21 protein-coding genes are annotated in these 24951 nt (G+C 72.7%); 11 read left to right on the top strand and 10 right to left on the bottom strand.

The genetic code is table 11. The features are described from left to right. Nucleotides 1-444: 444 nt before the first annotated feature. On the top strand, nucleotides 445-1212 hold the full coding sequence (locus MET9862_RS21025) for an invasion associated locus B family protein (protein ID WP_142584815.1): 768 nt from the start codon (nucleotides 445-447) through the stop codon (nucleotides 1210-1212). Nucleotides 1213-1309: 97 nt separating this feature from the next. Here the strand turns inward: MET9862_RS21025 and hspQ are convergent, their stop codons facing one another. Further along, nucleotides 1310-1666, bottom strand: coding sequence for a heat shock protein HspQ (hspQ, locus tag MET9862_RS21020; protein WP_142584814.1), 357 nt, complete (start codon nucleotides 1664-1666; stop codon nucleotides 1310-1312). Between the two features lie 100 nt (nucleotides 1667-1766). Then, a complete protein-coding gene (locus MET9862_RS21015) occupies nucleotides 1767-2816 on the bottom strand; it encodes an HpcH/HpaI aldolase/citrate lyase family protein (RefSeq protein ID WP_142584813.1) in 1050 nt (349 codons plus the stop codon). A 222-nt stretch (nucleotides 2817-3038) separates the two neighbouring features. Between MET9862_RS21015 and MET9862_RS21010 the strand changes: the two genes are divergently transcribed. Further along, nucleotides 3039-4295 (top strand): patatin-like phospholipase family protein, encoded by a 1257-nt coding sequence (locus tag MET9862_RS21010; RefSeq protein ID WP_142584812.1) that lies wholly within the window; start codon nucleotides 3039-3041, stop codon nucleotides 4293-4295. Between the two features lie 118 nt (nucleotides 4296-4413). Here MET9862_RS21010 and sorU read toward each other — a convergent pair whose 3' ends face one another. Both sorU and sorT read right to left on the bottom strand, forming a co-directional pair. Next, nucleotides 4414-4716: a SorU family sulfite dehydrogenase c-type cytochrome subunit gene (gene sorU / locus MET9862_RS21005; RefSeq protein WP_142584811.1), complete on the bottom strand. Its 303-nt coding sequence runs from the start codon at nucleotides 4714-4716 to the stop codon at nucleotides 4414-4416. A 14-nt stretch (nucleotides 4717-4730) separates the two neighbouring features. Then, on the bottom strand, nucleotides 4731-5975 hold the full coding sequence (gene sorT / locus MET9862_RS21000; protein WP_142584810.1) for a SorT family sulfite dehydrogenase catalytic subunit: 1245 nt from the start codon (nucleotides 5973-5975) through the stop codon (nucleotides 4731-4733). 344 nt (nucleotides 5976-6319) lie between these two features. Between sorT and MET9862_RS20995 the strand changes: the two genes are divergently transcribed. The 6 genes from MET9862_RS20995 to MET9862_RS20970 all read left to right on the top strand — a co-directional run bounded on the left by MET9862_RS20995 (nucleotide 6320) and on the right by MET9862_RS20970 (nucleotide 14931). Then, the gene (locus MET9862_RS20995) at nucleotides 6320-6616 is read left to right on the top strand and encodes an FAD assembly factor SdhE (protein WP_142584809.1); all 297 of its coding nucleotides are present in this window, start codon (nucleotides 6320-6322) and stop codon (nucleotides 6614-6616) included. A gap of 254 nt (nucleotides 6617-6870) precedes the next feature. Continuing rightward, entirely contained in the window at nucleotides 6871-10464 is a 3594-nt protein-coding gene (mfd, locus tag MET9862_RS20990; protein WP_142584808.1) for a transcription-repair coupling factor, read from the top strand. A gap of 237 nt (nucleotides 10465-10701) precedes the next feature. Beyond that, complete coding sequence (locus MET9862_RS20985) at nucleotides 10702-11103, top strand: carboxymuconolactone decarboxylase family protein (RefSeq protein WP_142584807.1); 402 nt, start codon at nucleotides 10702-10704, stop codon at nucleotides 11101-11103. Beyond that, entirely contained in the window at nucleotides 11100-12053 is a 954-nt protein-coding gene (locus MET9862_RS20980) for a D-2-hydroxyacid dehydrogenase family protein (protein WP_142584806.1), read from the top strand. Before MET9862_RS20985 ends, MET9862_RS20980 begins: the two co-directional genes overlap by 4 nt. A 185-nt stretch (nucleotides 12054-12238) precedes the next feature. Next, nucleotides 12239-14380 carry an ATP-dependent DNA helicase RecG gene (gene recG / locus MET9862_RS20975; protein ID WP_142584805.1) on the top strand — a complete coding sequence of 714 codons (2142 nt, stop codon included), beginning with the start codon at nucleotides 12239-12241 and terminating at the stop codon, nucleotides 14378-14380. A gap of 266 nt (nucleotides 14381-14646) precedes the next feature. After that, the gene (locus MET9862_RS20970; RefSeq protein WP_142584804.1) at nucleotides 14647-14931 is read left to right on the top strand and encodes a hypothetical protein; all 285 of its coding nucleotides are present in this window, start codon (nucleotides 14647-14649) and stop codon (nucleotides 14929-14931) included. A 110-nt stretch (nucleotides 14932-15041) separates the two neighbouring features. On the opposite strand, the gene MET9862_RS20965 is transcribed toward MET9862_RS20970, so the two are convergent. The 4 genes from MET9862_RS20965 to MET9862_RS20950 form a co-directional block, all read right to left on the bottom strand. Continuing rightward, on the bottom strand, nucleotides 15042-15824 hold the full coding sequence (locus MET9862_RS20965) for a DUF502 domain-containing protein (protein WP_244612823.1): 783 nt from the start codon (nucleotides 15822-15824) through the stop codon (nucleotides 15042-15044). 222 nt (nucleotides 15825-16046) lie between these two features. Continuing rightward, entirely contained in the window at nucleotides 16047-16856 is an 810-nt protein-coding gene (locus tag MET9862_RS20960; protein ID WP_142584802.1) for a universal stress protein, read from the bottom strand. A 117-nt stretch (nucleotides 16857-16973) separates the two neighbouring features. Beyond that, the gene (locus tag MET9862_RS20955) at nucleotides 16974-17153 is read right to left on the bottom strand and encodes a hypothetical protein (protein ID WP_142584801.1); all 180 of its coding nucleotides are present in this window, start codon (nucleotides 17151-17153) and stop codon (nucleotides 16974-16976) included. 184 nt (nucleotides 17154-17337) lie between these two features. After that, nucleotides 17338-18252, bottom strand: a complete 915-nt coding sequence (locus MET9862_RS20950; RefSeq protein ID WP_142584800.1) for an MBL fold metallo-hydrolase — start codon at nucleotides 18250-18252, stop codon at nucleotides 17338-17340. 184 nt (nucleotides 18253-18436) lie between these two features. Between MET9862_RS20950 and MET9862_RS20945 the strand changes: the two genes are divergently transcribed. The 3 genes from MET9862_RS20945 to MET9862_RS20935 are packed head-to-tail and all read left to right on the top strand — an operon-like array spanning nucleotide 18437 to nucleotide 21021. Then, a complete protein-coding gene (locus MET9862_RS20945; RefSeq protein WP_142584799.1) occupies nucleotides 18437-19777 on the top strand; it encodes a sensor histidine kinase in 1341 nt (446 codons plus the stop codon). 7 nt (nucleotides 19778-19784) lie between these two features. Then, nucleotides 19785-20444 carry a response regulator gene (locus MET9862_RS20940; RefSeq protein ID WP_185156956.1) on the top strand — a complete coding sequence of 220 codons (660 nt, stop codon included), beginning with the start codon at nucleotides 19785-19787 and terminating at the stop codon, nucleotides 20442-20444. A gap of 19 nt (nucleotides 20445-20463) precedes the next feature. After that, complete coding sequence (locus MET9862_RS20935; protein WP_142584798.1) at nucleotides 20464-21021, top strand: P-loop NTPase family protein; 558 nt, start codon at nucleotides 20464-20466, stop codon at nucleotides 21019-21021. Here MET9862_RS20935 and glmS read toward each other — a convergent pair. Both glmS and glmU read right to left on the bottom strand, forming a co-directional pair. Further along, nucleotides 21008-22834, bottom strand: coding sequence for a glutamine--fructose-6-phosphate transaminase (isomerizing) (gene glmS / locus MET9862_RS20930; protein ID WP_142584797.1), 1827 nt, complete (start codon nucleotides 22832-22834; stop codon nucleotides 21008-21010). The two genes, MET9862_RS20935 and glmS, sit on opposite strands and share 14 nt — an antisense overlap. A gap of 231 nt (nucleotides 22835-23065) precedes the next feature. Continuing rightward, entirely contained in the window at nucleotides 23066-24439 is a 1374-nt protein-coding gene (gene glmU, locus MET9862_RS20925) for a bifunctional UDP-N-acetylglucosamine diphosphorylase/glucosamine-1-phosphate N-acetyltransferase GlmU (protein ID WP_142584796.1), read from the bottom strand. Nucleotides 24440-24951: the final 512 nt, after the last annotated feature.

Raw genomic sequence — 24951 nt, 5'->3', positions numbered from 1 at the left:
GCGCCTGCGGCGGACGCGCGCCGGCCAGGCCTGCGGCCCCCTCTCCGGCCCCGTCTTCGGCCCGCTCCTTCGCGAGATCTCTGGCGAGCGCCTGCACCGATAGCCCCCTGCCGCGGCGGACCCGCTGCCGAGCCCCATCGATGGGCCGGCATGGTTAAGGTCGGGCTAACGAGCGCGCGCCGGCCGCGTCCCGCACGGCAGCGGTGTCATGTCTTCGCCTCATTCAAGGGGAAAGCAGGCCGCCCGGTCGCCCGCGGGGAATCGAGAGCCCATCCGGGGCCGGCGCCGTCCGTCGGCGCCGCCGGCCGAGGCTCGCCAACCCGGCAGCGCGCCCTTATGGGGGGAGCGCCCGGGGCGGCGCCGCCCGCCAGGGACCGCGTCATGTTCCTCGTCATCCCGACGAACCGAGAAGCACCAAGGGTAACCCAGAGGGGTCTGAAGCCGATGTCCTTCGCCAAAAGCCCTGCGCTCGTGAGCGCCGCCGCCTTCCTCGCGCTCGCGGGCCTCGCCGGGCCGGCGCTCGCCCAGCCCAAGAAGCCGGCGCCCGCCGCGGCCCCGGCTCCGGCCGCCCCCGCGCCCACCGCGCCGACCAACCAGACGGCGCAGGCCCAGACCGGCCCGCAGATCATCAACGTGAAGTCGGAGCCGAACCAGGCCGACTGGACCAAGGTCTGCGGCAAGGATCAGGGCTCGGGCACCGACATCTGCTACACCACCCGCGACTTCGTCTCCGACCAGGGCCAGCCGGTCCTCGCGGTCGCCGTCTACGAGATGAAGAACGCCGCCCAGAAGCAGGAGGTGCGCGTGGTGCGCTACCTGCTGCCGCTCGGCCTGCTGCTGCAGCCGGGCATCCGCTTCAACGTGGACGGCCAGCAGGGCACGCCCGGCAAGTTCGCGGTCTGCTTCCCGAACGGCTGCTTCGCCGAGGCCGGCGGCGTCGATGCCGGCGTGATCGCGGCGATGAAGAAGGGCACCACGCTGAACGTCTCGGTGCAGAACCAGACCCAGCGCGAGGTCACCTTCGCGGTGCCGCTGGCCGGCTTCGGCAAGGCCTTCGACGGCCCGGCCATGGATCCGAAGGTGCTCGAGGAGCAGCAGAAGAAGCTCCAGGCCGAGCTGGAGAAGCGCTCCGAGGACATGCGCAAGAAGCTCGAGGCCGAGAAGGGCGCCGCCCCGGGCGCGCCGTCCGCCAACGCCGCGCCGAAGCCCTGATTCGGCGCGACGCCCCCGCCGCGCGGGGGCGTCTCACATGAAAAAGGCCGGGCTCCAAGCCCGGCCTTTTTCATGCTCTGAGGCCAAGTCCAAAAAGTCAGTTCGGAGTGCGGTCCCGCATCCGGTAGATGCCGCGGTCGTCGCGCACGAACATCTCGTGGATGCCGGCATGGCGCAGGGCCTCGCCCGAGGTGTCGGGCAGGAGGTTCTGCTCCGAGACATAGGCCACGTACTCGGTCTCCGCGTTCTCGGCGAGCAGGTGGTAGAAGGGCTGGTCCTTGCGCGGGCGCACCGCCTCGGGGATGGCGAGCCACCATTCCTCGGTGTTGTCGAAGACCGGGTCGACATCGAACACGATGCCGCGGAACGGGTAGATCCGGTGCCGCACCACCGCCCCGATGCCGAATTTCGCGACCCTGACATCGGGGGCCGCCCCCGCCTGGTCCGTCTTCATGTCCTGATCCGTCATGGATCGACAGATAGGCCCGAGTCGCACGGCTGTCATCGGGCTCCGGATGCGGGCTCGCCGGCTGAGGGCGCGCCCGCACCTGCGCTCAGTCGAGCTTGTACACGGCGGCAAGCTCCGGATCCTTGGCCGCGACGAGCCGGGCGAGGTCGACGATGACCTTGGCCTGCTTCCAGGTGGCGTCGTCCTGCATCTTGCCGTCGAGCATCACCGCGCCGGTCCCGTCGGGCATCGCCGCGACGATGCGGGCGGCGAAGGCGACCTCGTCCGGATCGGGCGCGAAGACGCGCTTGGCGATGGCGACCTGGCTCGGATGCAGCGTCCAGGCGCCGGCGCAGCCCATCAGGAAGGCGTTGCGGAACTGGACCTCGCAGGCCGCCCCGTCCGCGAAGTCGCCGAACGGCCCGTAGAAGGCCTTGATGCCGTTGGCCATGCAGGCATCGACCATCCTGGCGATGGTGTAGTGCCAGAGATCCTGCTGGGCGCTCGCCCGCGCCGCCTCGCCCGCCGGATCCGCGATCACCCGGTACTCGGGATGGCCGCCGCCGACGCGGGTGGTCTTCATGCCCCGCGAGGCCGCGAGGTCGGCCGGCCCGAGGCTCATCCCGTGCATGCGGGGCGAGGCGGCGGCGATGGCATCGACATTGGCCACGCCCTCCGCCGTCTCCAGGATGGCGTGGACGAGGATCGGCTTGGTGACGCCGTGCCGCGCCTCGAGCTGGGCCAGCAGCTGGTCGATGTAGTGGATGTCCCAGGGGCCCTCGACCTTCGGCACCATCACCACGTCGAGCTTGTTGCCCACGTTGGCCACGATCTCGAACAGGTCGTCGAGAATCCAAGGGCTGTTCAGCGCGTTGATGCGGGTCCAGAGGCCGGTGCCGGTGGCGGCGAAGTCGGTCGCCTGCGCCATCTGCACGAAGCCTTTGCGCGCCGCCTCCTTCTGGTCCATCGGCACCGCGTCCTCGAGGTTGCCGAGCACCACGTCGACCGTGCCGGCGAGCTCCGGCACCCGGGCCCGGACCTTCTCCACATGCGGCGGCACGAAGTGGATCATCCGCTCGAGCTTGACCGGAAGCTCGCGGAACGGGGCCGGCGCGCCGGTGGCGAGCGGCTGGAAGAAGCGGCGCGGCAGTTTCATGGGGCGTTTCCTCGTTGTGTCCCGGCGGGATGCTGACCCCGTTATGGCAAGGCTCGGGCCGCGGTAAAGCCGTCCGTTGGTGCGGGGGACCCGGGCCTTGTGCCGGATCGCGTGGTGCGCGCGCGCACCGCAGCGCAGCAGCCCGCGCCGATCGGGGGGAACATGACAATAGGCGTGGCGTTTTTCCGGCGAGGCGGGTGAACGGAAAACGGGAATCGAGCCATGTCCGGACTGATGCGGCGGCCCATCGCCGCCCTGGCGGCGGCCTGCATCCTGTCGACGGCCGCGCCGAACCTGTCCTTCGCCGGGCCGAATACGGCTCATCAGGTCTCCAAGGAGGCGCCGAAGGCGGCGTCCCGCCCCGCGGAGCGCGCGGCCTTCACCGCCGCGGATCTCGCCGCCGCCCGGCCCGCCGGGCTCGCGCAGACCCTGCGTGTCGCGGGCGACGACCCGAACGCGTTCCAGGCGCTCATCGACGAGGCCCCGGCGGCGTCCGACCCCTGGCTCGTGCTCTCGGGCGGCGGCGAGGACGGCGCCTTCGCGGCCGGGCTCCTCGCCGGCTGGAGCGAGGCCGGCACGCGGCCGGATTTCGGGGTGATCACGGGCGTGAGCACCGGCGCCCTGATCGCGCCCTTCGCCTTCGTCGGCCGGGCGGGCGATGGCCCCTTGCGCGAGGCCTACACCACCATCACCGCCGCCGACGTGTTCGAGTTCGGCGGCTCGGACGTGGCGCTCACCGACACCTGGCCGCTGAAGCGCCGCATCGACAAGGCGGTGACGCCCGAGCTGCTCCAGGCGGTCGCGGCCGAGCATGCCAAGGGCCGGCGCCTGCTGGTGGCCACCACCGAGATCGATTCTGGTCGCCCGGTCCTGGGGGACAGGGGCGCCATCGCGACCGCCGCGGGGCGGAAGGGCGCCGAGCCGCGGGCGCTCGGCCTGTTCCGAGCGGTGGTGCTCGCCTCCTCGGCGGTGCCGGGGGTGTTCCCGCCGGTGGAGGTCTCCGCCACCCTGCCCGACGGCCGCACCATCCAGGAGCTGCACGCCGACGGCGGCACCACGGCCCCATTCTACCTCGCCCCGAAGCGGGCCCTGACCGCGGCGCTGACCGGCGCGCAGCTCCTGCGCATCCCGGCCCGCAGCATCTACGTGGTGGTCAACAACAGCACGAGCCCGAGCTTCGAGATGGCGCGCCGCTCGACGCTCTCGGTGCTGGGGCGGGCCATGTCGGCGGCGATCAAGGCGCAGCTTCAGGACGCGCTGGCGCTGACCGGCGCCTTCGCCCGCCGCGAGGGGCTCGACCTGCACGTCGCCGAGATCGACGGCCGCTTCAAGGCGGTCTCGCCGGGCCCGTTCGACCAGCGCTACATGCAGGCCCTCTACGCCCACGGCCGGGCGCTCGGCCGCGACGGCGCCGCCTTCGCCGGCTCGACCGGCGCCACGGCTCAGGGCGACGCCCCCCAGACCCTGGCGCGGCGCTAAGGTCCGGGATCCCAAAGGGATCATCCCTTTGGCGGGGTCTCGGGGCAGAGCCCCGATCTTCGATGACCAAGGCTCCGCCCTGGACCCGCCAAAGGCCTGAGGCCTTTGGAAACCCGGATTATTTTTTGCCGGCGGCGCCGGAGACGTAGCGGGCGACCGCCTCGATCTGGTCCGGGCTCAGATCCTCGAAGGCCGGCATCACGCCGATGCCGTTGGTCACGGCGGCCTTCACCCGCCCGGCATCGGGCTTCAGCAGGTCGAGATTCGGCCCGACCTCCCCCGTGGTGCCGGCATCGGCCAGCGTGTGGCAGACGCCGCAGCGCGGCTCCGCCTGGTCGAGGAAGACCGTCTTGCCGGCTTCGTCCGCCGCCGCGGCGGGCGTGGCGAGCAGGATGAGGACGGCGGAGGCGAACACGCGCATGGGCGAGCCTCCCTCTAGGCCAGCGTCAGCGTCACCGCCGGGCCGCGCCAGCCGTTATGGCTGTAGCCGCCGCCATTGGCCGGCACCTCCTCGGGCTGGACGTTGCCGGCCGAATCCGTGGCGCGGCTCGCCAGCACATGCGTGCCCGGCCCGAGATCGGCCGGCAGGGCGAATTGCCGCCAGGCGAAGCGGCCGAGATCGGGCCCGACCAGCTCGGCCTTGCGCCAGGTGGCGCCCCCGTCCACCGAGACCTCGACGCCCGCGACCGCGTTGACGCCGCCGAAGGCCACGCCCGCGACCACGACGCGGCCCGCCCTGCTTCCCTCCAGCGGCGCGGTGATCCAGGAGCGCACCGGCTGCTCCCAGACCGGCGGCTGGCTCGGGGCCGCCTTCTCGCCGACCGCGTGCATGCGGTAGCTGCCGGCCTGGATCTTGGCGTCGGTCTCGGCCTCGGTGAGGCTCACGGCCTTCACGTACTTGACGTTGTTCACCCCGGAATAGCCCGGCACGATCATGCGCAGGGGGCCGCCATGGGCCAGCGAGATCGGACGGCCGTTGAGGGCCCAGGCCAGGATCACCGTGTCGAGGGCGGCGAGCGGCACCGAGCGCTCCACCATCACGTCCTTGGGCTTCAGGCCCGGCGGGATCTCCTCGCCGCCGGTGCCGGTGATGAACCGCGCCCCCGAGGCGGGCCCGCCCATCGCCTCGACCACGGCCTTGAGGGGCACGCCGGTCCAGAGCACGCAGCCCGCCGCGCCCACCGTCCAGGGGGTGCCGCTGATCTTCTGGCCGGGCGGCAGCCGGTCCTGGAAGTACTTGCGGCCGTTGCCGGAGCATTGCAGCACGGTCGCCACCGTGGTGAGCCCGAGGCGCTTCAGGTCGCCCACCGTCAGGGTGCCCGGGCGTGCCACGCCCGCGATCTCGACCCGCCAGCCGTCGCGGTCGGCCACGATGGACTCGGGCGGCGGATTGACGTTGTTGCGGATGTAGAGGGCCGATTCGTCGGTGATCAGGCCCGTGCCGAAGGCGGAGCGGCGCGTCTCGATGGTCTGGTTCGAGTGGACGATGAGGGCGTCGGCATCCTTCCAGGCGACGTAGCCGGGAAGCTTCGCCTTGTCCGGGGCGGGGGCTGCCGGAGCCTGGGTTGCCGGACCTTGGGCCGGGCTCTCCGCCCGGGCCTGGGCCGCGCCGAGGCCGGCCACCGCCACCCCCGCCAGGAAGCCGCGCCGGTGCAGGGATTCGGGCCGCGTCTCGCTCATCGCTCGTCTCCTCCGGATCGGGCGCTCGTGGCGGCGCCTCGGGCCATCCTATAATGCTTCAGTCTTGTATCATATAGAAGTCCGATGGGCGGGCGGGTGACAGAGGCCCGAGGCCGTCGTCGCGCCGCGCTCCCTCTCGCCGAGCCGGCACCCGATTCGGCTTGCGCGCGTTCCGGGATCCTTGGATCCGGTGACGACGGGATCGGGGGAGGCCGCCGGTTGCGGCCTCACGCCCTGCACGCGGGCGTTGGCCGCGGACGCGCCAGGGCTTACATGCAGGACATCCCGCGATCACCGGATCCCCTCCCATCAAGGGGTCCATGAAGGCTCGAGGATCAGCTCCCATGTCCGGCACCACCCGCTCCAGCGCGGATCTCGACCCGCGCCGCCGCCGCACCCTCTACCGCGCTTGGCACCGGGGCATCCGCGAGATGGATCTGATCATGGGCCGCTTCGCCGATGCCGAGATCGGCACCCTGAGCGAGGCCGAGCTCGACGCCTTCGAGGCCCTGATCGAGTTGCCCGACCGCGACCTGTTCCGCTGGATCACCGGCGAGGAGGCCGTGCCGGAGAACTACGATACCGGCGTCTATCGCCGCCTCGCCGCGTTCCACCGGCACGACGCGCCGATCCACGGTTGATGTGAGAACCTCGACCATCCCCCACGGATCTCGGGCTTGCCCGAGATCCGCTTGCCCGACTTGGGATGGGGGAGGGTGGCCCGCGAAGCGGGTCGGAAGTGGGGAACCCCGCTCCCGAAAACGTCGATGCGGTGTATGACGGTCGCCTTCTCCGGCATCGTCGCACCCCTCTCCCGACCCCTGCTCACGCAGGGGCCACCCTCCCCCCGCACAGGGGGGAGGGAGACGCGGAAACGGACAGACCTTAAACACCCATGGCCAAGCCCCAGCCCAAACCGCCGGCCCCCGCCCCGAAGCCGCAGACCGCCCGCTTCGCCCTGCCGAAATCGGCGCCTCTGACCAAGGCGCTCGACGCGCTGAAGGCGGGCGACAGCCCGGTGCTCGCCGGCGTGCCGGAGGGCTTCGACGCGCTGGTGGTGGCCGACCTCGCCCGCGCCTTGAGCCGCGGCTTCGAGGGGCCGGCCGTGCTGGTCCACGTGGCGCGCGATTCCGGGCGCTCCACCGCCTTCGTCAACGCGCTCCGCTTCGTCGCCCCCGAGATCGAGGCGATGATCGTGCCGGCCTGGGACTGCCAGCCCTACGACCGCACCTCCCCCACCGCCGCCGTCTCGGCCCAGCGCATGACCGCGCTGTCGCGCCTGACCCGGGCGCGCTCGACGGAAGAGGCGCCGCGCATCCTCTGCACCACCGTGAACGCCCTGGTGCAGCGGGTCCCGCCGCGCGACCGCGTCGCGGTCGAGACCTTCTCGGCGGCGATCGGCAACGTCGTCTCGATGGACAAGGTGGTGGCCTGGGTCGAGGCCAACGGTTTTCTGCGCACGGGGACGGTGCGTGACACGGGCGAGTACGCGGTGCGCGGCGGCATCCTCGACCTGTCGCCGCCCGGCCTCCCGAACCCGATCCGCCTCGACTTCTTCGGCGACACGCTCGAATCGATCCGCGCCTTCGATCCGGAGACGCAGCGCACGGTGGGGCAACTGCGCTCCCTCGACCTCGTGCCGATGAGCGAGGTGCAGCTCACCACCGAGACGATCCGGCGCTTCCGCCAGGGCTACGTCACCAGCTTCGGCGCGGCCACCCGCGACGACCGCCTGTACGAGACCGTGAGCGAGGGGCGGCGCTACAGCGGCCTCGAGCACTGGATGCCGCTGTTCTACGACAAGCTCGACACCCTGTTCGACTACGTGCCGGGCGTGCCCCTCGTCTTCGACCCGCAGGTCGAGGAGGCGGTGGCCGAGCGGCTCGCCCTGGTGCAGGACTACTTCCAGGCGCGCGAATCCGCCCTCAAGACCCCGCAGGCCGGCGTCGCCCCCTACAAGCCGCTGCCGCCGCGCGCCCTCCACCTCACCCCGAACGAGTGGAAGGAGCGCGTCGCCACGACCCGCGTCGCCCAGCTCAGCCCGTTCTCGGAAGCCGAAGGCACGCGCCCGGTGATCGATTGCGGCGCCAAGGCCGGCCGCAACTTCGCGCCCGAGCGCCAAGCTGAATCGGCCAGCGTCTTCGACGCGGCGGTGGCCCATATCCGCGACCTGCAGGGATCCGGGCATCACGTGATCCTGGGAGCGTGGTCCGACGGCTCGCGCGACCGGCTCTGCGGCGTGCTCTCCGACCACGGCATGAAGAAGCCGGTGGCGATCACCCGGCTCACCGACATCTACGCGCTGAAGCGCGGCGCGGACGCCGCCGTCGCCGTCTGGGGCCTGGAGGCCGGCTTCACCGCGGGCGAGCTCGCCGTCGTGTCCGAGGGCGACATCCTCGGCGACCGGCTGGTGCGCCAGAAGCGCAAGGCCAAGCGGCCCCAGGACGTGATCCTGGAGGTGCAGGCGCTCCAGCCCGGCGACCTCGTGGTCCATGCCGATCACGGCATCGGCCGCTTCGTGGGGCTGAAGACCATCACCGCGGCCGGCGCGCCCCACGATTGCCTGGAGCTGCAATATACCGGCGGCCTGCTGCTCCTGCCGGTGGAGAACATCGAGCTCCTGACCCGCTACGGCTCGGAGGATTCCGAGGTGGCGCTCGACCGCCTCGGCGGCGGCGCCTGGCAGGCCCGCAAGGCCAAGATGAAGCGCCGCATCCTCGAGATGGCGGGCGAGCTCATCAAGGTCGCCGCCCAGCGCTTCGTGCGCCAGGCGCCGCGTCTCAACCCGCCGGACGGGCTCTACGGCGAGTTCGCCGCCCGCTTCCCCTTCGACGAGACCGAGGATCAGGCCAACGCCATCGATGCGGTGCTCACCGACCTCAATGCCGGCCGCCCGATGGACCGGCTGGTCTGCGGCGATGTCGGCTTCGGCAAGACCGAGGTGGCGCTCCGCGCGGCCTTCGCCGCGGCGATCTCGGGCAAGCAGGTGGCGGTGGTGGTGCCCACCACCCTGCTCGCCCGCCAGCACTACCGCACCTTCGCCGAGCGCTTCAAAGGCCTGCCCGTGCAGGTGGCCCAGCTCTCGCGCTTCGTCTCGGCCGGCGACCTGAAGCAGACCCGGGCGGGGCTGGCGAACGGCACGGTCGACATCGTGGTCGGCACCCACGCGATTCTGGCCAAGACCATCGCCTTCAAGGATCTCGGCCTGATCATCGTGGACGAGGAGCAGCATTTCGGCGTGGCCCACAAGGAGCGGCTGAAGGCGCTCCAGGCGGACGTCCACGTGCTGACCCTCTCGGCGACGCCGATCCCGCGCACGCTCCAGCTCGCCATGACCGGCGTGCGCGAGCTCTCGATCATCGCCACGCCCCCGGTGGACCGGCTCGTGGTGCGCACCTTCGTGACGCCCTTCGACCCGCTCACCATCCGCGAGGCCCTGCTGCGCGAGCGCTACCGCGGCGGCCAATCCTTCTACGTCGTTCCCCGGATCGAGGATCTGGCGGAGGTCAAGAAGTTCCTCGACACGGAGATGCCCGAGATCAAGGTCGCGGTGGCCCACGGCCAGATGGCGGCGGGCCAGCTCGAGGACGTGATGACGGCCTTCTACGAGGGCAAGTTCGACGTCCTGCTCTCCACCACCATCGTGGAATCGGGCCTCGACATCCCCACCGCCAACACGCTCATCGTGCACCGGGCCGACATGTTCGGCCTCGCCCAGCTCTACCAGCTGCGCGGCCGCGTCGGCCGCTCCAAGGCCCGCGCCTACGCCCTGTTCACGACGCCGGCCAACCGCCAGCTCACCGCCCAGGCCGAGCAGCGCCTCAAGGTGCTCCAGAGCCTCGATACGCTGGGCGCCGGCTTCCAGCTCGCCTCCCACGACCTCGACATCCGCGGCGCCGGCAACCTCCTGGGCGACGCGCAGTCCGGCCACATCAAGGAGGTCGGCTACGAGCTCTACCAGCAGATGCTGGAGGATGCGGTCACCGCGCTGAAGGCGGGCATCGAGGACGTGCCGGAGGAGGCGTGGTCGCCGACCATCGCGCTCGGCGCCCCCGTCACCATCCCCGAGACCTATGTGGAGGATCTGGGCGTGCGCCTCGCCCTCTACCGGCGGCTCGCCACCATCGAGAACGACGCCGAGATGGAGAGCTTCGGCGCCGAGCTGATCGACCGCTTCGGCCCGCTGCCGCCGGAGGTGGAGCAGCTCCTCAAGATCGGCACGATCAAGCTCCTCTGCATGGCGGCCAATGTCGAGAAGGTGGAGGCCGGCCCGAAGGGGGTCGTGGTCCATTTCCGCGAGCGCAGCTTCGCCAACCCGCAGGGGCTCGTCGCGCTGGTGGCCGAGCAGGGTTCCTTCGCCAAGGTGCGCCCCGACATGAGCGTGGTCTTCATCCGCGAGCTGACCACCATCCCGGCCCGCCTGAAGACCGCCACCGAGGTTCTGCGCAGCCTCGCCGGCATCGCGAAGAAGGCGAAGAAGGCGGCGTGAGCCGCCCTCCCTCCCCCCTCTGCGGGGGAGAGTGCCGAACGGAGTGAGGCGGGAGAGGGGAGCGACGCTTCAGGACAGCGCTCGGCATCGACGTGCAGCTTGTGCCGGACACCGGGTTCCCCTCTCCCGACCTCCTTCGGGGGCCACCCTCCCCCGCAGAGGGGGGAGGGAGGGCGTCGCGCCTATCCGTCGGTGATGATACGCCTCGCCGGATACGAAGATTCCGGGAGGCGCATCATGTCCGACGAGGCCCTGTTCGAGAAAGGCCTGCCGATCCGGCGGGCGGTGCTGGGCGCCGACTATGTCGACGCCTCGATGGCCAGGGCCGACGACTTCATGATGGCCTTCCAGCGCGCCACCACCAGCTGGGCCTGGGGCTGGGCCTGGGGCGACCCGACGCTGGACCGGAAGACGCGCTCCCTCCTCAACCTCGCCATGCTGACCGCCCTCGGCAAGCCCGCCGAGCTGAAGCTCCACGTCAAGGGCGCGCTGACGAACGGCGTCAGCGTGGAGGAGATCAAGGCGGCGCTCCTGCACGCCACCGCCTATTGCGGGATCCCCGCCGGGCTCGAGGCCTTCAAGGCCGCCCACGAGGTGCTCGTGACGGAAGGCGCCCTGCCCGCCGGAGAGACGCGGTGACCACCTGCCTGATCCTCGACGACTTCCAGGACGCCGCGCTGCAGTTCGCCGATTGGGGGCGGCTCGCACCCCGTGTCGCGGTGGAGGCGGTCCACGACCACATCCCGGACCGGGACGCTCTCGTCGCACGGATCGGTGAGGCCGAGATCCTGGTGATCATGCGCGAGCGCACGCCCTTCCCGGCGGATCTCTTCGCGCGGCTGCCGAACCTGAGGCTTCTGGTCACCAGCGGCCCGCGCAACGCCGCGATCGACCTCGCGGCGGCCAAGGCCCACGGCGTCACCGTCTGCGGCACGGCGAGCCATCCGGCCCCGCCGGCCGAACTGACCTGGGCGCTGATCCTCGGGCTTGCCCGCCACGTGGCTGCGGAGAACGCGGCCTTGCGTGCCAATGGCCCCTGGCAGGGCAGCGTCGGCACCGACCTCGCGGGCGCCCGGCTCGGCATCCTCGGCCTCGGCAAGATCGGCACGAAGGTGGCGCAGGTGGCCCGGGCCTTCGACATGACGGTCTCCGCCTGGAGCCCGAACCTCACGGCGGAGCGCGCGGCGGCGGCGGGCGTGGCGCTCGCCCCCTCGAAGGAGGCGCTGTTCACGCAGAGCGACGTCGTCACCCTCCACCTCGTCCTGTCCCCGAGCACGCGCGGCCTCGTCGGCGCGGAGGATCTGGCCCGGATGAAGCCGGGCGCGCGCCTGATCAACACGTCGCGGGCCGGCCTCGTGGACCAGCCCGCCCTGCTGCGCGCGCTGGAAGAGGGGCGGATCTTCGCGGGCCTCGACGTGTTCGAGCAGGAGCCGCTCCCCGCCGACAGCCCGTTCCGGCGCCTGCCGAACGTGCTGGCCCTGCCCCATCTCGGCTACGTCACCGCCGCCAACTACCGCAGCTACTTCACGGAAGCGGTGGAGGACATCGAGGCCTGGCTCGCCGGCGCCCCGATCCGGGTGCTGGGGTGAGTCCAGGGATCCCCAAGGGACTTGTCCCTCGGGCGGGGTGCCGGGGCGGAGCCCCGGCCTTGTCCCAGGGCTCTGCCCTGGACCCGCGAGAGGGATGATCCCTCTCGACGCCCGCGACGCGCGGGCGCGGGACGAATGGGCGGCCACCGGATAGTAAGGCTCCGGCCCCTACCCTGCCCCACGCGATGACCGATCCGGACACCGAGACCTTACGCCCCAGCATCCTCGACGCCCTGTTCGCGCCCGCGCGCGGGCTGCCGGGGGTCGGGCCGAAGATGGCGCCGCTGATCGAGCGGCTGCTCGGCACGCCGGAGCAGCCCGCCCGCGTCGTGGACCTGCTGTTCCACCTGCCGCAGGGCGGCGTCTCGCGTGCGCTGAAAGGGTCGATCGCCGAGGCGCCGCCGGGCGAGCCGGTGACGCTCGGCGTCACCGTGGTCGGCCACCGCCCGCCCCAGCCCGGCGCCGGACGCCGCCCGCACCGGGTGCTGGTGGAGGATGCGAGCGGCGACGTCACCCTGGTCTTCTTCGGCATGCCCGCGCCCCGCATCGAGAAGATGCTGCCGCTGGGGGCCCACCGCTACGTCTCGGGCAAGATCGACCTCTGGGACGGGCACCGCCAGATGGTCCACCCGGCCCGCATCATGGATGCGGAGGGGCTGGCCGCCCTGCCCCCGGTCGAGCCGATCTACGGTGCCACCGAGGGGCTGACCTCGCGCGCCATCGGCAAGCTGGCTCTGGCCGCCCTCGACCGCCTGCCCGTCCTGCCCGAGTGGCAGGACGAGGCCTGGATGCAGCGGAACCGCTGGCCGAGCTTCGCCGAGGCGCTCAAGGCCGAGCACCGCCCGGCCGAGGCGCCCCAGAAGCCGGCCGACCCCCTGCAGCCCGCCCCCGCGACGCCCGCCCGGCGCCGGCTCGCCTATGACGAGCTCCTCGCCTCGCAGCTGGCGCTGGCGCTGTTGCGCGCCCGCCAGCGCCGCAAGGCCGGCCGGGTGAATGCGGGCGACGGCGCCTTGAGCGCGGCCATCGAGGCCGGCCTGCCGTTCGGACTGACGGGCGCGCAGCGGCGGGCCCTCGCCGAGATCCGCGGCGATCTCGGCTCCGGCCAGCGCATGCTGCGCCTGCTCCAGGGCGATGTCGGCTCCGGCAAGACCGCGGTGGCGCTGCTCGCCATGGCCTCGGCGGTGGAGGCCGGGCGCCAGGCCGCGCTGATGGCGCCGACCGAGATCCTGGCCCGGCAGCATTACGAGCGCCTGGCGCCGCTCGCCGGCCCCTTGCGCCTGCGCCTGATGACGGGGCGCGACAAGGCCGCCGAGCGGAAGGCCACCTTGAGGGACCTCGCCGCCGGCGAGATCGACATCCTGGTCGGCACCCACGCCCTGTTCCAGGAGAGCGTGCAGTTCAAGGATCTCGGCCTCGCGGTGGTGGACGAGCAGCACCGCTTCGGCGTGCACCAGCGCCTCGCGCTCGGCGCCAAGGGCGAGGCGGTGGACTTCCTGGTGATGACCGCGACGCCGATCCCGCGGACGCTGGCGCTGACCTTCTTCGGGGACATGGACGTCTCGATCCTCGACGAGAAGCCCGCCGGCCGCCAGCCGATCCGCACGGTGACGCTGCCGGCCGAGCGCATCGAGGAGGTGGTGGCGGGGCTCGCTCGCGCCTTCGAGCGCGGCGAGCGCGCCTACTGGATCTGCCCGCTGGTGGCCGAATCCGAGTTCGTGGACCTCGCCGCGGCGGAGGCCCGGTTCGAGGACCTGCAGAAGTATTTCGGCGCCGCGGTCGGGCTGATCCACGGCAAGATGGCCGGGCCCGACAAGGACGCCGCCATGGCCCGTTTCGCGGCCGGCGAGACGCGGCTCCTCGTCTCGACCACGGTGGTGGAGGTCGGCGTCGACGTGCCGGAAGCCACCATCATGGTGATCGAGCATGCCGAGCGCTTCGGCCTCGCCCAGCTCCACCAGCTCCGCGGCCGGGTCGGGCGAGGCTCGGCCGCCTCCTCCTGCCTGCTGCTCTACCGGGGACCGCTCGGCCAGGTCTCCCGCGCCCGGCTCGCCATGATGCGCGAGAGCGAGGACGGCTTCCGCATCGCCGAGGCCGACCTGAAGCTCCGCGGCGAGGGCGAGGTGCTCGGCACCCGCCAGTCGGGCCTCGCGGCCTTCCGTCTCGCGCGCCTCGAGGGCGACGGCGACCTGCTCGAGGCGGCCCGCGACGACGCCCGCCTCGTGGTCGAGCGCGATCCCGCCCTGCGGGAGCCCCGCGGCCGGGCCCTGCGGGTGCTGCTCTACCTGTTCGAGCGCGACGCGGCGATCCGGCTGCTGGAGGCGGGCTGAACGGGGTTCCGGGCGGCTCGGGGCACCTCGACCGGCCTGCCCCGATTTCGCCGCGCCGACGTCCTCACGGTGTCGTGAAGGTTTGAAATCCCAGAGGGGGAACGGTTCGGCCGTCTCAGTGGTTCAGGTGCCGTTCATGTTCCGGCTTGTGCCGGAGGCGCGAAACGGGCATTATCCCTTGCAGCGTTCGTGCTCCAACCTTAACTCAAGATGAACGATCGCAGGCCCAGCCTGGGATCGACAGCGAAAAGACGGAGGGCAAGCCGATGCTCAACGGACCGTTCCAAGGCCTGGGTTCTTCCGAGGGCTGGACCGTGCACGAGCCGTGGCTGCTGCCGATCACGGACGGCGCCGCGCTCAAGACCCCCGATGCCGCCCCCTCGGCGGCCGATACGGTGCGCTCCGCCGCGCGCCCGCTCTTCCTGGCGGCCAACGGCCTCGCCCTGGCGCTGGCCCTGCTGCTCGCGGCCGAGACCAGCACGGGCTGGATGGGCGGCACCCCCGCCGCTCCGGTGGCCAAGGCCCCGGTGATCACCGCCAGCGCCTCCTGATCCGGGTGTCGAGAGGGCTCAAGCCCTCTCGCGGGTCCAGGGCGGAGCCCTGGGACATGCGGGTCAGGACCCCGACACCCTGCCGAAGGGATGATCCCTCTGGAATCCCCTCACGCGTCCTGGCGCTCGGCCTCCGGGCGCGTCGCCTGATCGCCTTGCGCGGCCCGTAGGGTGGCGGCCATGGCCTGGAGCCCCCGCTGCGGATCCTCCGGCTGGATCACGCCCGCCGACATCACCAGCTTGGCCGCGTCCTCGACGCTGATCCCCACCTCGATGATCGCGCTGCGCGGCAGGTAGAAGAAGAACCCCGTGGTCGGGTTCGGCGCGCAGGGCAGGAACACGCCGACATAGTCGTGGCCGGTTCCATCGCCCGCCCCCTTCGGCAGCGCCTCCTGCACCTCGGGCGCCGCGGGCGCCGAGAGGAAGACCACCGACCACGTCCCCTTCACCGGGAACTCCACCAGCCCGACCGTGCGGAAGGACGAGCCGTTGGCCGAGAACAGCGTCTCGAAGATCTGGCGCAGGCCGCGATAGAGCCCCGAGATCACCGGGGTGCGGGCGAGCAGCACCTCGCCGAACTCGATCACCGAGCGGCCGACGAGGTTGGCCGTGAGGAAGCCGAGCAGCGTCACCGCGAGGAAGGCGATGACGAGGCCGAGGCCGGGGATCGAGAAGGGCAGGTAATGGTCCGGCAGGTAGCTCGCCGGCACCAGCGGCTTCACCCAGGAATCGATCAGCGCGATGAACCACCAAGTCAGATAGGCGGTGATCGCGAGCGGGCCCGCCACGATGATGCCGGTGAGGAAGTAGGTCCGCAGCCGGCCGCGCGCGCTCACGCGCTTGCGCGGGTTGCCGGGATCGATCTCCGGGATCGGCGTGATGGGTGGGGCCACGGCTGCCCTTGTCCGGCCGACGGCCTTCAGGCCGACAGCGGAGAGGTAGCGGCTGTGCTTGCCCGCCTCAAGGCCGGGCGGGTCTGTCGACGTCCGGGAGTCCGAAGGGATCATCCCTTTGGTGGGGTGTCGGGGCAAGGCCCCGGCGGGCGCCGCCGGGCTCCGCCCGGACCCGCGAGAGGGATGATCCCTCCCGACACCCGAAAAGGTCCGGTCCCGGGGTCAGTGGCTCATCAGGCAGCAGACGGGGCTGCGCTGGAGGAGGTCGCGGGTGACGCCGCCGAACATCCATTCGCGCAGGCGCGAATGCCCGTAGGCGCCCATGACGATCAGGTCGGCCTCCGCGTCGGCGGCGAACCGCATCAGCGCCTCGCCGTCGCTCGGGCCCGAGCGGGCGAGATGGGTGGTCGCCCGCGCGCCGTGCCGGATGAGGTGGGCCGCCACCGCCTCGGCGCCCTCGTCGCAGGCCGCATCGCCCGCGCTGGCGATCCGGACCGTGTCCGCCGCGCGCAGGAACGGCAACGCCGCCGAGACCGCCCGGCGCGCCTCGGGCCCGTCCTTCCAGGCCACGACCACGCGCTCGGCCCTCACGCGGTCGAGGCCCGGGGGCACCACCAGCACGGGCCGGCCCGACTCCATCAGGATCGGTCCCGGCGGCACGCCGAGGGGGCCCGGCTCCGCGTCGTCGGGCCCGCGCCGGCCCAGCACCACGAGGTCGGCGGCGCGGGCCAGCGCCACGAGATGGGTGATCGGTCCGGCGAGCGCGTCGAGCCAGTCGCTGCGCGCCGCCCCGGCCGCCCCGGCGAACAGGGCTCGGGCCTGCTCCAGCACGGCGCGGACCTTGCGCGTGTTCGCTTCGTCCTGGAGCCGGGCGTCCTCAAGGTCCTGCACGAGGATCGGGGGCGGCACCTTGTGGGCCGCGGCCCCCGTGAGGGTTGCCCCGAACCGCTCCGCCAGATCCGCGGCGAGGCGGATCCGCTCGGCGGCTCCGGCGCCGAGATCGACCGAGACCAGGATGTTGGCATAGCTCATAACCGCCTCCGCGAAGGTGCTCGCGCCGGTCCCCCGCGGAAGGCGGAGGCCGGCGAAGCGGTCCGGGGATGCTGGCGGACCGGAGCCGCGCCGGCCTTGATCCAGCGCAAAGGCCCGTCAGTGGGCGAGCGCCATCGCCCCGGTCGTCAGGATCGCGGAGGCGATGGCGAGCGCCAGCGCCTGCAGGCTGCCGAGGTCGGGGCGCCGGGCGCTCCCGATGGGCGGCACGGCCGCCGGCCCGACGGCCTGCACCGTCCGCACGCGCGTCCTGGCAATGTAGGTCACGACCGTCGACATCGCGTTCTCCCGCTTGGATTTGCGGATCTCACGATGCCGGGCGGGGCGCGCCTGGGCCTTGATCCAGCGCAAGCAGGGCGCTTGCCCGCACGCTGGAGTGATGGCGGTGCCGCGCCTCGAGCGGTCCGGCCGGGCCAGCTCGCCGAGCCCGCGCCCGCTCCGACCGCGCCCGCCCATCATCGCGTCACGGCACCAGCCGATATCCAGGTCCCGCGCGCTGAACCGTGCCCCGGATGTCCATGTGCATGCCGGCGACACGCGGCCCCTCCGCTGCGGCCCTGTCGAGGATCCGTCCACGCGTCGCGACGGCCTGGGCCGGATCCGCGTCCCAGATCACCGTCCAGTCCGGATGCGGCAGCTGGAGGAGGCGCGCGTGGACGACGTCGCCCCAGATCAGCAGCCGCTCCGATCCGTCGGCGACGAGCACGCCCATATGGCCCGGCGTGTGGCCGGGCAGCGGCACGGCATGCACGCCCGGCGCGAGTTCCGCCTCGCCGGAGACCCGGCGCAGCCGGTCGTCATAGGCGGCGAGCACCGCCTGCGCCGTGTCGAAGAAGGGGACCAGGGCCGCGGGCGCTCTCGCCCGTGCGCCCGCACTCGACCAATGCGCCGCCTCCGCCTCCTGGAGCACGAGTTCGGCATTCGGGAAGCGCGCGAGCCCGCTCGGCGTGATCAGGCCGCCGGCATGGTCGGCATGCAGATGCGTCAGCCAGATCGTCTCGACCTGATCCGGGCGCACGCCTTCCGCCGCGAGCGCGGCCGTCACCCGGTTGAAGCCCGGGCCCAGCACCGTGCCGCAGCCGGCATCGAGCAGCCAGCACCGCGCGCCGCGGCGGATCAGGAAGGCGTTGACCGGCTCGGGCGACGGGCCCCCCGGCGGAAGGCCGGCAGCCTGCAGGAGGGAGCGGCCCTCCGCGCTGTCGGCCGCCGGGATCATGCTCGGCTCCAGCGGGAACAGGCCGTCGCGCAGCGGCGTCACCGTGAAGGCGCCGACCCGGTCGCGTGCCTCCGTGGCGGCTCCGGCGGCTTCCCGGCGAAGGCCGAGCGGCAGCAGGGCGGAGGCGGCCAGCAGGCCGCGGCGGGTGAGCGAGGGCGCCATCTCGGGCTCCGGACGATGCGGACGCCGCCATCATGATGGCTGACCCGTCGGCGGGCCAGGGAAGCTGTCCCGCACGCGCTCGGGCATTCTTCCCGACCTCGCGTCCGACGGCTTGCCCAGGGCAGCGCTCCCGGTGCCAAGTCGGGCCTCGCTCCGAGCCCGGCGATCCATCCCTGACCTTGCCATGAGCCTGCCCGCGCATCTCGGCCTCCGCCTCCTCGCCGTCGCCCTGCTCTGCTGCGGGGGCGCGATGGCCTGGAGCCTGTGGGAGGCGCGGGCGAGCCTGCGGACCGAGGCCGAGGTCTCGGCGGCGCGGATCGCGGCGCAGTACGCACGTCAGCCGGGCCTCGGCAGTGCCGGACCGGCCGCGCCGGCCGCGACCGCGCCGCAGCCTGCCCCGGCGATCCTCACGCTGCTGCCCGGGATCTGCGCCGAGATCCGCCTCGCGGCGGAGGCCGCCCGCCGCCATTGCGGCGACTGGGATGGGCTCGACGCGGCGCCGGGCTGGCTGCGCTCCCTGCTGGCGCGGGATGCGGGCACGCCCCCGGCGCTGCGCGACATCGTCTATCGCGACCGGATCATCGGCACCGTCGCGGCCTGGCCCGATCCCGCAGCCGCCGCTTCCGGCGCGTGGCACCAGATGCGCCTCGCGGGCGGTCTGGCCATCGCGCTCGCCACGACGACGGCGCTTCTCGGCTGGCTCGCCGCCGCCCGCCTCGTCGCACCGGCGGCCCGGATCGTGCGGGGCCTGGAGACTCTCGGCGCGGACGCGGTGCGCCGGCCCCGGCCCCGCTTCGCCGCCGTCGAGTTCGACCGGATCGCCGCCGCCTGCGACGGGCTGGCCGAGCGGCTGAGCCGCGCCGAGGCCGCGCGGGCGGGCCTCATGCAGCGTCTCGTCGCGGTTCAGGAGGAGGAGCGGGAGGCGCTGGCCCGCGACCTGCACGACGCGTTCGGCCAATGCCTCGCGGCGGTCGGCGCGCGTGCCGCGTCGATCGAGGCCGCCGCGCCGGAGGATCGCGCGGATCTGCGCGCGGACGCTCAGGGCATCGAGGCGGTCGTCGCCACCATGCGCGAGAGCCTGCGCGGCGCCCTGGCGCGGCTCGAACTGCCCGATCTCGCCGAGATCGGGCTGGCGGCGGCCTTGCAGGGGCTCGTCGCGGATTGGCAGGCGCATGCCGGGGCCAACCCTTCGCTCCATCTCGATGTCGCGGGCGATCTCGCCGGATTGCCGCGCGACGCCGCGTCGAGCCTCTATCGGGTGGCGCAGGAACTCCTGACCAACGCGCTGCGCCACGGCCGGCCGAGCCGTGTCTTCTTGCGTCTGGAGCGCGCCCCGGAGGGCAGGCAGGTCGCGACCCTGACCGTGGACGACGACGGCGGGGGCGATGCCGTCCGCGCTCTGGCCGAGCCGGGCCGCGGCCTCACCGGCGTCCGGGCCCGGGTTGCCGCGCTCGGTGGCAGCCTGTCGCTCACCGGGACCGGCAGCGGGATCCGCGCCTGCGCCGCCATCCCGACGGCGGGCTGACGCGATCATGCCCGGCCTCCTCCTCATCGACGACCATCCCGTGGTGCGCGAGGGCTACCGCCGCCTGCTGGAGCGGCAGCCCGGCTGGAGCGTCGTGGCGGAGGGCGCGAGCGCGGCCGAGGCCTATCGCCTCTACAGGGCGCACGCGCCGGACCTCGTGATCCTCGACCTCTCGCTGCCCGGTCCGAGCGGCATCGAGGCGATCCGCCACATCCGCCAGTGGGACGGGGCGGCCCGCATCCTGGTCTTCAGCATGCGGACCGCCGCGGCGGTGGCGCGGCAGGCCTTCGCAGCGGGGGCAGGCGGCTATGTCAGCAAGGCGAGCCCGCCGCGCGACCTCCTCGACGCGGTGGCGGGCGTGCTGCGGGGCGAGCGGGCGATGAGCCCCGATATCGCGCGGGCGATCGCCCAGGACGAGATCGCGGGCGGGCGCGCGGCCCTCGACGGCTTGAGCCCGCGGGAGGTCGAGATCCTGGGCCTCACGGCCGCGGGCGCGACGGTGCAGGCCGTGGCGGAGGCGCTGTGCCTGAGCCCGAAGACGGTCCACAACACCCTGTCGCTGATCCGGTCCAAGCTCGGCGCCCGCACGGACGCGCATCTCGTCTGGATCGCCCTCGCGGCAGGGCTGGTCGATGCGCCGGCGAGCGATCCATCCCGGCGCCCATGAAGTGTTCCGAGCCCGACCCATGACACGACCCGGAGCGTCCAGGCCGGAGAGCGTCCATCCCGGAGCGCCCCTGCAGCGGGTGATCGTGATGGGGCCGCCCGGCAGTGGGAAGTCGACCCTGGCGCGCCAGATCGGGGCTCGGCACGATCTGCCCGTCTTCCATCTCGACCAGGCCTACCATCGCCCCGGCTGGCAGCCCGCGGAGGAGGACGCGTTCCGGGCCGAGGTGGAACGGCTCGCCGCCCAACCCCGCTGGATCATCGACGGCAACTACACCGCCACGCTCGAGCCGCGCCTGCGGGCCGCCGATACGCTGATCTATCTCGACCTGCCGACCTGGCTGATCGTGCCGCGGGTCGTGCGCCGCATCCTGACGAGCCACGGGCGCGTGCGGCCCGACATGGCGGCGGGCTGTCCCGAGCGATGGGATCCGGCCTTCCTGCGCTTCGTCTGTACCTGGAACCGCGACCGCCGTGCCCGGAACTTGGAGAGGATCCGGCGCTTCGACGGCCGCCTCGTCGTCCTGCGCAGCGGCGCCGAACAGCGGCGCTGCGCGGCGGTCCTCACTCCACGGTGACGGACTTGGCGAGGTTGCGCGGCTGATCGACGTCTTTCCCCATGAAGACGGCGGTGTGGTAGGCGAGCTGCTGGATCGGCACCGCGTAGACGATCGGGGCGACCACCGGGTCGAGATCCGGCATGGTCACGGTCGCCAGCGTGTCGAGCCCGTGCTCGGCCGCCCCTTGCGCGTCGCCGATCAGCACGATGCGCCCGCCCCGGGCGGCCACCTCCTGCATGTTCGACACGGTCTTCTCGAACACGCCGTCATGGGGCGCGATCACGATCACCGGCACGCTCTCGTCGATGAGCGCGATCGGGCCGTGCTTCAATTCGCCCGCGGCGTAGCCCTCGGCGTGGATGTAGGAGATCTCCTTCAGCTTCAGAGCGCCCTCCAGCGCCATCGGGTAGCTGGTGCCGCGGCCGAGATAGAGCACGTCGCGCGCCTTGGAGACCTCGCGGGCGAGCCCCTCGATCTCGCCCTCCCGGGTCAGCGCCTCGGCCATCAGGCCCGGCACGGTGATCAGCGCGTCGATGAGCGCCCGCTCGCGGGCCGGGTCGAGCACGCCGCGCGCCCGCCCCGCATGGATCGCGAGGCAGAGGAGCACGGTGAGCTGGCAGGAGAAGGCCTTGGTGGAGGCCACCCCGATCTCCGGCCCGGCCAGCGTCGGCAGCATGGCCGAGGATTCGCGGGCGATGGTCGAGGTCGGCACGTTGACGATGCTGAGCGTGTGCTGGCCTTGGCTCCTGGCGTAGCGCAGGCTCGCCAGGGTGTCCGCCGTCTCGCCCGATTGCGAGATGACGAGGGTGAGCCCGTCCGCCTCCAGGGGCGCCTCGCGGTAACGGGTCTCGGAGGCGACGTCGATGTCGACGGGCAGCCGCGCCAGGCTCTCGAACCAGTAGCGGGCGACGAGCCCCGCATAATAGGCGGTGCCGCAGGCGGTGATCGAGAGCCGCGAGAGCTTGGCGAAGTCGAAGGGCAGGGCCTCGGGCAGCGCGACCCGGCCGCCCGCCATGTCGACGTAGTGGGCCAGGGTTCGGCCCACCACCTCCGGCTGCTCGTGGATCTCCTTGGCCATGAAGTGGCGGTGGTTGCCCTTGTCGATGCGGTAGGCCTGGGTGGCGATCCGCTGGCGCGGCCGCTCCACCACGCGGCCCTCCGCGTCGCGGATCTCGGCGCCGTCCCGGGTGAGGATCGCCCAGTCGCCCTCCTCCAGATAGGTGAGCGCGTCGGTGAAGGGGGCGAGCGCCAGCGCGTCGGAGCCGAGATAGGTCTCGCCCTCGCCGAAGCCGATGGCGAGGGGGGCGCCGTGGCGGGCGCCGATCAAGAGCCCGTCCTCGCCTGCGAACAGGAAGCCCAGCGCGAAGGCGCCGCGCAGGCGCGGCAGCGCGGCGGCCACCGCCTCCACGGGCTTCTGCCCGCGGTCCATGTTGCGGCTGACGAGCTGGGCCACGACCTCGGTGTCCGTCTCGGTCTCGAACACGACGCTGTCGGCCTGGAGCTCCTGCTTCAGCTCGCGAAAGTTCTCGATGATGCCGTTATGGACCACCGCGAGCCGCGCCGTGGCATGGGGATGGGCGTTGGTCTCGTTCGGGCGGCCGTGCGTCGCCCAACGGGTATGGCCGATGCCGGTGGAGCCCGCCAGCGGGGACTCGACGAGCTTGGCCTGCAGGTTGGCGAGCTTGCCCTGCGCCCGGCGGCGCTCCAGCCGGCCCCCCTCCAGGGTGGCGATGCCGGCCGAATCGTAGCCGCGGTATTCGAGGCGGCGCAGAGCCTCGATCATCTGGTCCGCGACCGCGTCGCGCCCGACGATGCCTACGATGCCGCACATGGCGCCAAGCCCTCTCGGAAAGCGTCCGGCCGCGCGCGCCGCGGCGGGCGCAGGCCACAGGAATTCGGGTCCGGCAGCGCGCCGCCGGACAGCCATGGTTGTACCGGAACGGGACCGGCAGGGGCAGTCCCTGCGGGTACGTAGCCGGGTGCGGCACGGCCCCCCGCGGACAGGCTTGGCCCGCCTACCTCAACGAAGACTTGAGGCGCGCGCTTCACCCGCTTGCGATGGTTAATCTTTCTTCTGCTCAGCCTTTGCAGCGAGCAGCGCGGCGCGCTTCGTCTCGGCCCAGCCCGTCCGCACCGCCTGCCGCCCGCGGGCGATGGCGAGCGCCCCCTCCGGCACGTCGTCGGTGATGACTGAGCCCGAGGCGACATAGGCGCCCGCCCCCACCGTGACGGGAGCGACGAGGGCCGAGTTCGAGCCGATGAAGGCGCCCGCGCCGATGGTGGTGCGGTGCTTGTTCACGCCGTCATAGTTGCAGGTGATGGTGCCCGCACCGATATTCGCCTTCGCGCCGACCTCGGCATCGCCGAGATAGGTCAGGTGGGCGGCCTTGGCGCCGGGCCCGAGCCGGGCGTTCTTCATCTCGACGAAGTTGCCGATTGCGGCGCCCGCCTCCAGCACCGCCCCGCCGCGCAGGCGCACGAACGGCCCGATGCTGACCGCCTCCTCCAGCCGCACGTCCTTGAGATGGGCGAAGGCGTGGACCACGCAGCCGTCGCCGACCGTGACGCCGGTGTCGAAGACGACATGAGGCTCCACGAGAACGTCCTGGCCCAACACCGTGTCGTAGCTCAGGAAAACGGTGTCGGGCGCCACCAGGGTCGCGCCGCCGAGCAGGGCGGCGCGGCGCAGGCGGCCCTGGATCACCGCCTCGGCCAGGCTGAGCTGCACGCGGTCGTTGACGCCGTGCGCCTCCTCCTCGGCCACCGGCACCATCGCCACGGCGTAGCCGTCGGCGACGGCGAGCGCCACGGCGTCCGGCAGGTAGTACTCGCCCGCCGCGTTGTCGTTGCCGATCCGGGTGAGGAGGTCGAGGGCGTGCGCGCCCGAGAGCGCCATCAGCCCGGCATTGCACAGCCGCACCTGCCGCTCGGCGGCGCTCGCATCCTTCTCCTCGCGGATCGCCAGGACGCGGCCGCCCTCGGTGAGCACGCGGCCGTAGCCGGACGGATCCGCGCTCTCGAAGGCGAGCACCGCCACCATGGCGCCGTCGCGCAGGGGCGCGCGCAGGCGGGCGAGGGTGGCGCCGGTGATCAGCGGCGTGCCGCCGAAGGCCACCACCACGTCGCCGCCCGCTCCCAGGGCCTCGCGGGCGCAGAGCACGGCAGGCGCGGGGCCGAGCCGCTCGGCCTGCCCGAAGATCCGGGCGCCGGGGGCCTCGCGGGCGATCTCGGCGGCGACGTCGGCGCGGCCGGGCTCGACCACCACGGCGATGTGATCGGCGCCCGCCTCCTGCGCGGCGGCCAGCACGTGGCCGAGCATGCTCCGCCCGGCGAGCCGGTGCAGCACCTTCGGCAGGGCCGAGCGCATCCGCGTGCCCTTGCCCGCCGCCAGCACCACCGTCGTCAGGCTGCGCCGATTGTCCCCCGATAGGCTCATCCGTCGGTCCTCACGGCTTCGTCGATTTCCACGCGGTGCGCGCGCCCGTCCGGCATCCCATCCGCCACCGCATCCTGAGGTGGCCGCGACAGCGGCCCTCGAAGGAGCCCTCCAGGGATCTCGGAGACATCTGGAGGGCTCCTTCGAGGCTTCCGCTTCGCGCAAGCACCTCAGGATTGAGGTCGCGGTTGGGAGAAGCCCGTCGGAGGCGGCCCATTCCGCGCGACGGGATGCCGCCTTCGCGCCGCCCACGCAAGTGCGGGGCCGGATCCTTAACCGGCGGTTCAGGCCCCGGCATGGTAAAGCCCTGAGAAACCATCCAGCGACAGGAGCTCGCCCTGCCGACCGACGCGCCCGCCCTCCTCCGATCCCGCGCCCCGACCCGCCGCGCCGTGCTGGCCGCCGGGTGCGGCCTCGTCGCGGGGGCCGGGCGGACGCCGTTGAGGCGGCCGGCGAGCCATTCCTGGACAAGGTGGACCCGTGGCAGGTCCCGCCCCGGCAGGGCCTGCCGG

This window comes from Methylobacterium symbioticum, assembly GCF_902141845.1.
GTDB lineage: Bacteria > Pseudomonadota > Alphaproteobacteria > Rhizobiales > Beijerinckiaceae > Methylobacterium > Methylobacterium symbioticum.
This window is presented reverse-complemented; position numbering and strand designations above follow the sequence as displayed.

What these genes read in the sequence shown, in the direction of transcription:
- sorU (WP_142584811.1), bottom strand. Translation starts at nt 4,716, where the DNA reads ATGCGCGTGTTCGCCTCCGCCGTCCTCATCCTGCTCGCCACGCCCGCC.
- recG (WP_142584805.1), top strand. Translation starts at nt 12,239, where the DNA reads ATGACCGATCCGGACACCGAGACCTTACGCCCCAGCATCCTCGACGCC.
- MET9862_RS20970 (WP_142584804.1), top strand. Translation starts at nt 14,647, where the DNA reads ATGCTCAACGGACCGTTCCAAGGCCTGGGTTCTTCCGAGGGCTGGACC.
- MET9862_RS20950 (WP_142584800.1), bottom strand. Translation starts at nt 18,252, where the DNA reads ATGGCGCCCTCGCTCACCCGCCGCGGCCTGCTGGCCGCCTCCGCCCTG.
- MET9862_RS21025 (WP_142584815.1), top strand. Translation starts at nt 445, where the DNA reads ATGTCCTTCGCCAAAAGCCCTGCGCTCGTGAGCGCCGCCGCCTTCCTC.
- sorT (WP_142584810.1), bottom strand. Translation starts at nt 5,975, where the DNA reads ATGAGCGAGACGCGGCCCGAATCCCTGCACCGGCGCGGCTTCCTGGCG.
- glmU (WP_142584796.1), bottom strand. Translation starts at nt 24,439, where the DNA reads ATGAGCCTATCGGGGGACAATCGGCGCAGCCTGACGACGGTGGTGCTG.
- glmS (WP_142584797.1), bottom strand. Translation starts at nt 22,834, where the DNA reads ATGTGCGGCATCGTAGGCATCGTCGGGCGCGACGCGGTCGCGGACCAG.
- MET9862_RS20935 (WP_142584798.1), top strand. Translation starts at nt 20,464, where the DNA reads ATGACACGACCCGGAGCGTCCAGGCCGGAGAGCGTCCATCCCGGAGCG.
- mfd (WP_142584808.1), top strand. Translation starts at nt 6,871, where the DNA reads ATGGCCAAGCCCCAGCCCAAACCGCCGGCCCCCGCCCCGAAGCCGCAG.
- hspQ (WP_142584814.1), bottom strand. Translation starts at nt 1,666, where the DNA reads ATGAAGACGGACCAGGCGGGGGCGGCCCCCGATGTCAGGGTCGCGAAA.
- MET9862_RS20985 (WP_142584807.1), top strand. Translation starts at nt 10,702, where the DNA reads ATGTCCGACGAGGCCCTGTTCGAGAAAGGCCTGCCGATCCGGCGGGCG.
- MET9862_RS21015 (WP_142584813.1), bottom strand. Translation starts at nt 2,816, where the DNA reads ATGAAACTGCCGCGCCGCTTCTTCCAGCCGCTCGCCACCGGCGCGCCG.
- MET9862_RS20955 (WP_142584801.1), bottom strand. Translation starts at nt 17,153, where the DNA reads ATGTCGACGGTCGTGACCTACATTGCCAGGACGCGCGTGCGGACGGTG.
- MET9862_RS20960 (WP_142584802.1), bottom strand. Translation starts at nt 16,856, where the DNA reads ATGAGCTATGCCAACATCCTGGTCTCGGTCGATCTCGGCGCCGGAGCC.
- MET9862_RS20945 (WP_142584799.1), top strand. Translation starts at nt 18,437, where the DNA reads ATGAGCCTGCCCGCGCATCTCGGCCTCCGCCTCCTCGCCGTCGCCCTG.
- MET9862_RS21010 (WP_142584812.1), top strand. Translation starts at nt 3,039, where the DNA reads ATGTCCGGACTGATGCGGCGGCCCATCGCCGCCCTGGCGGCGGCCTGC.
- MET9862_RS20940 (WP_185156956.1), top strand. Translation starts at nt 19,785, where the DNA reads ATGCCCGGCCTCCTCCTCATCGACGACCATCCCGTGGTGCGCGAGGGC.
- MET9862_RS20995 (WP_142584809.1), top strand. Translation starts at nt 6,320, where the DNA reads ATGTCCGGCACCACCCGCTCCAGCGCGGATCTCGACCCGCGCCGCCGC.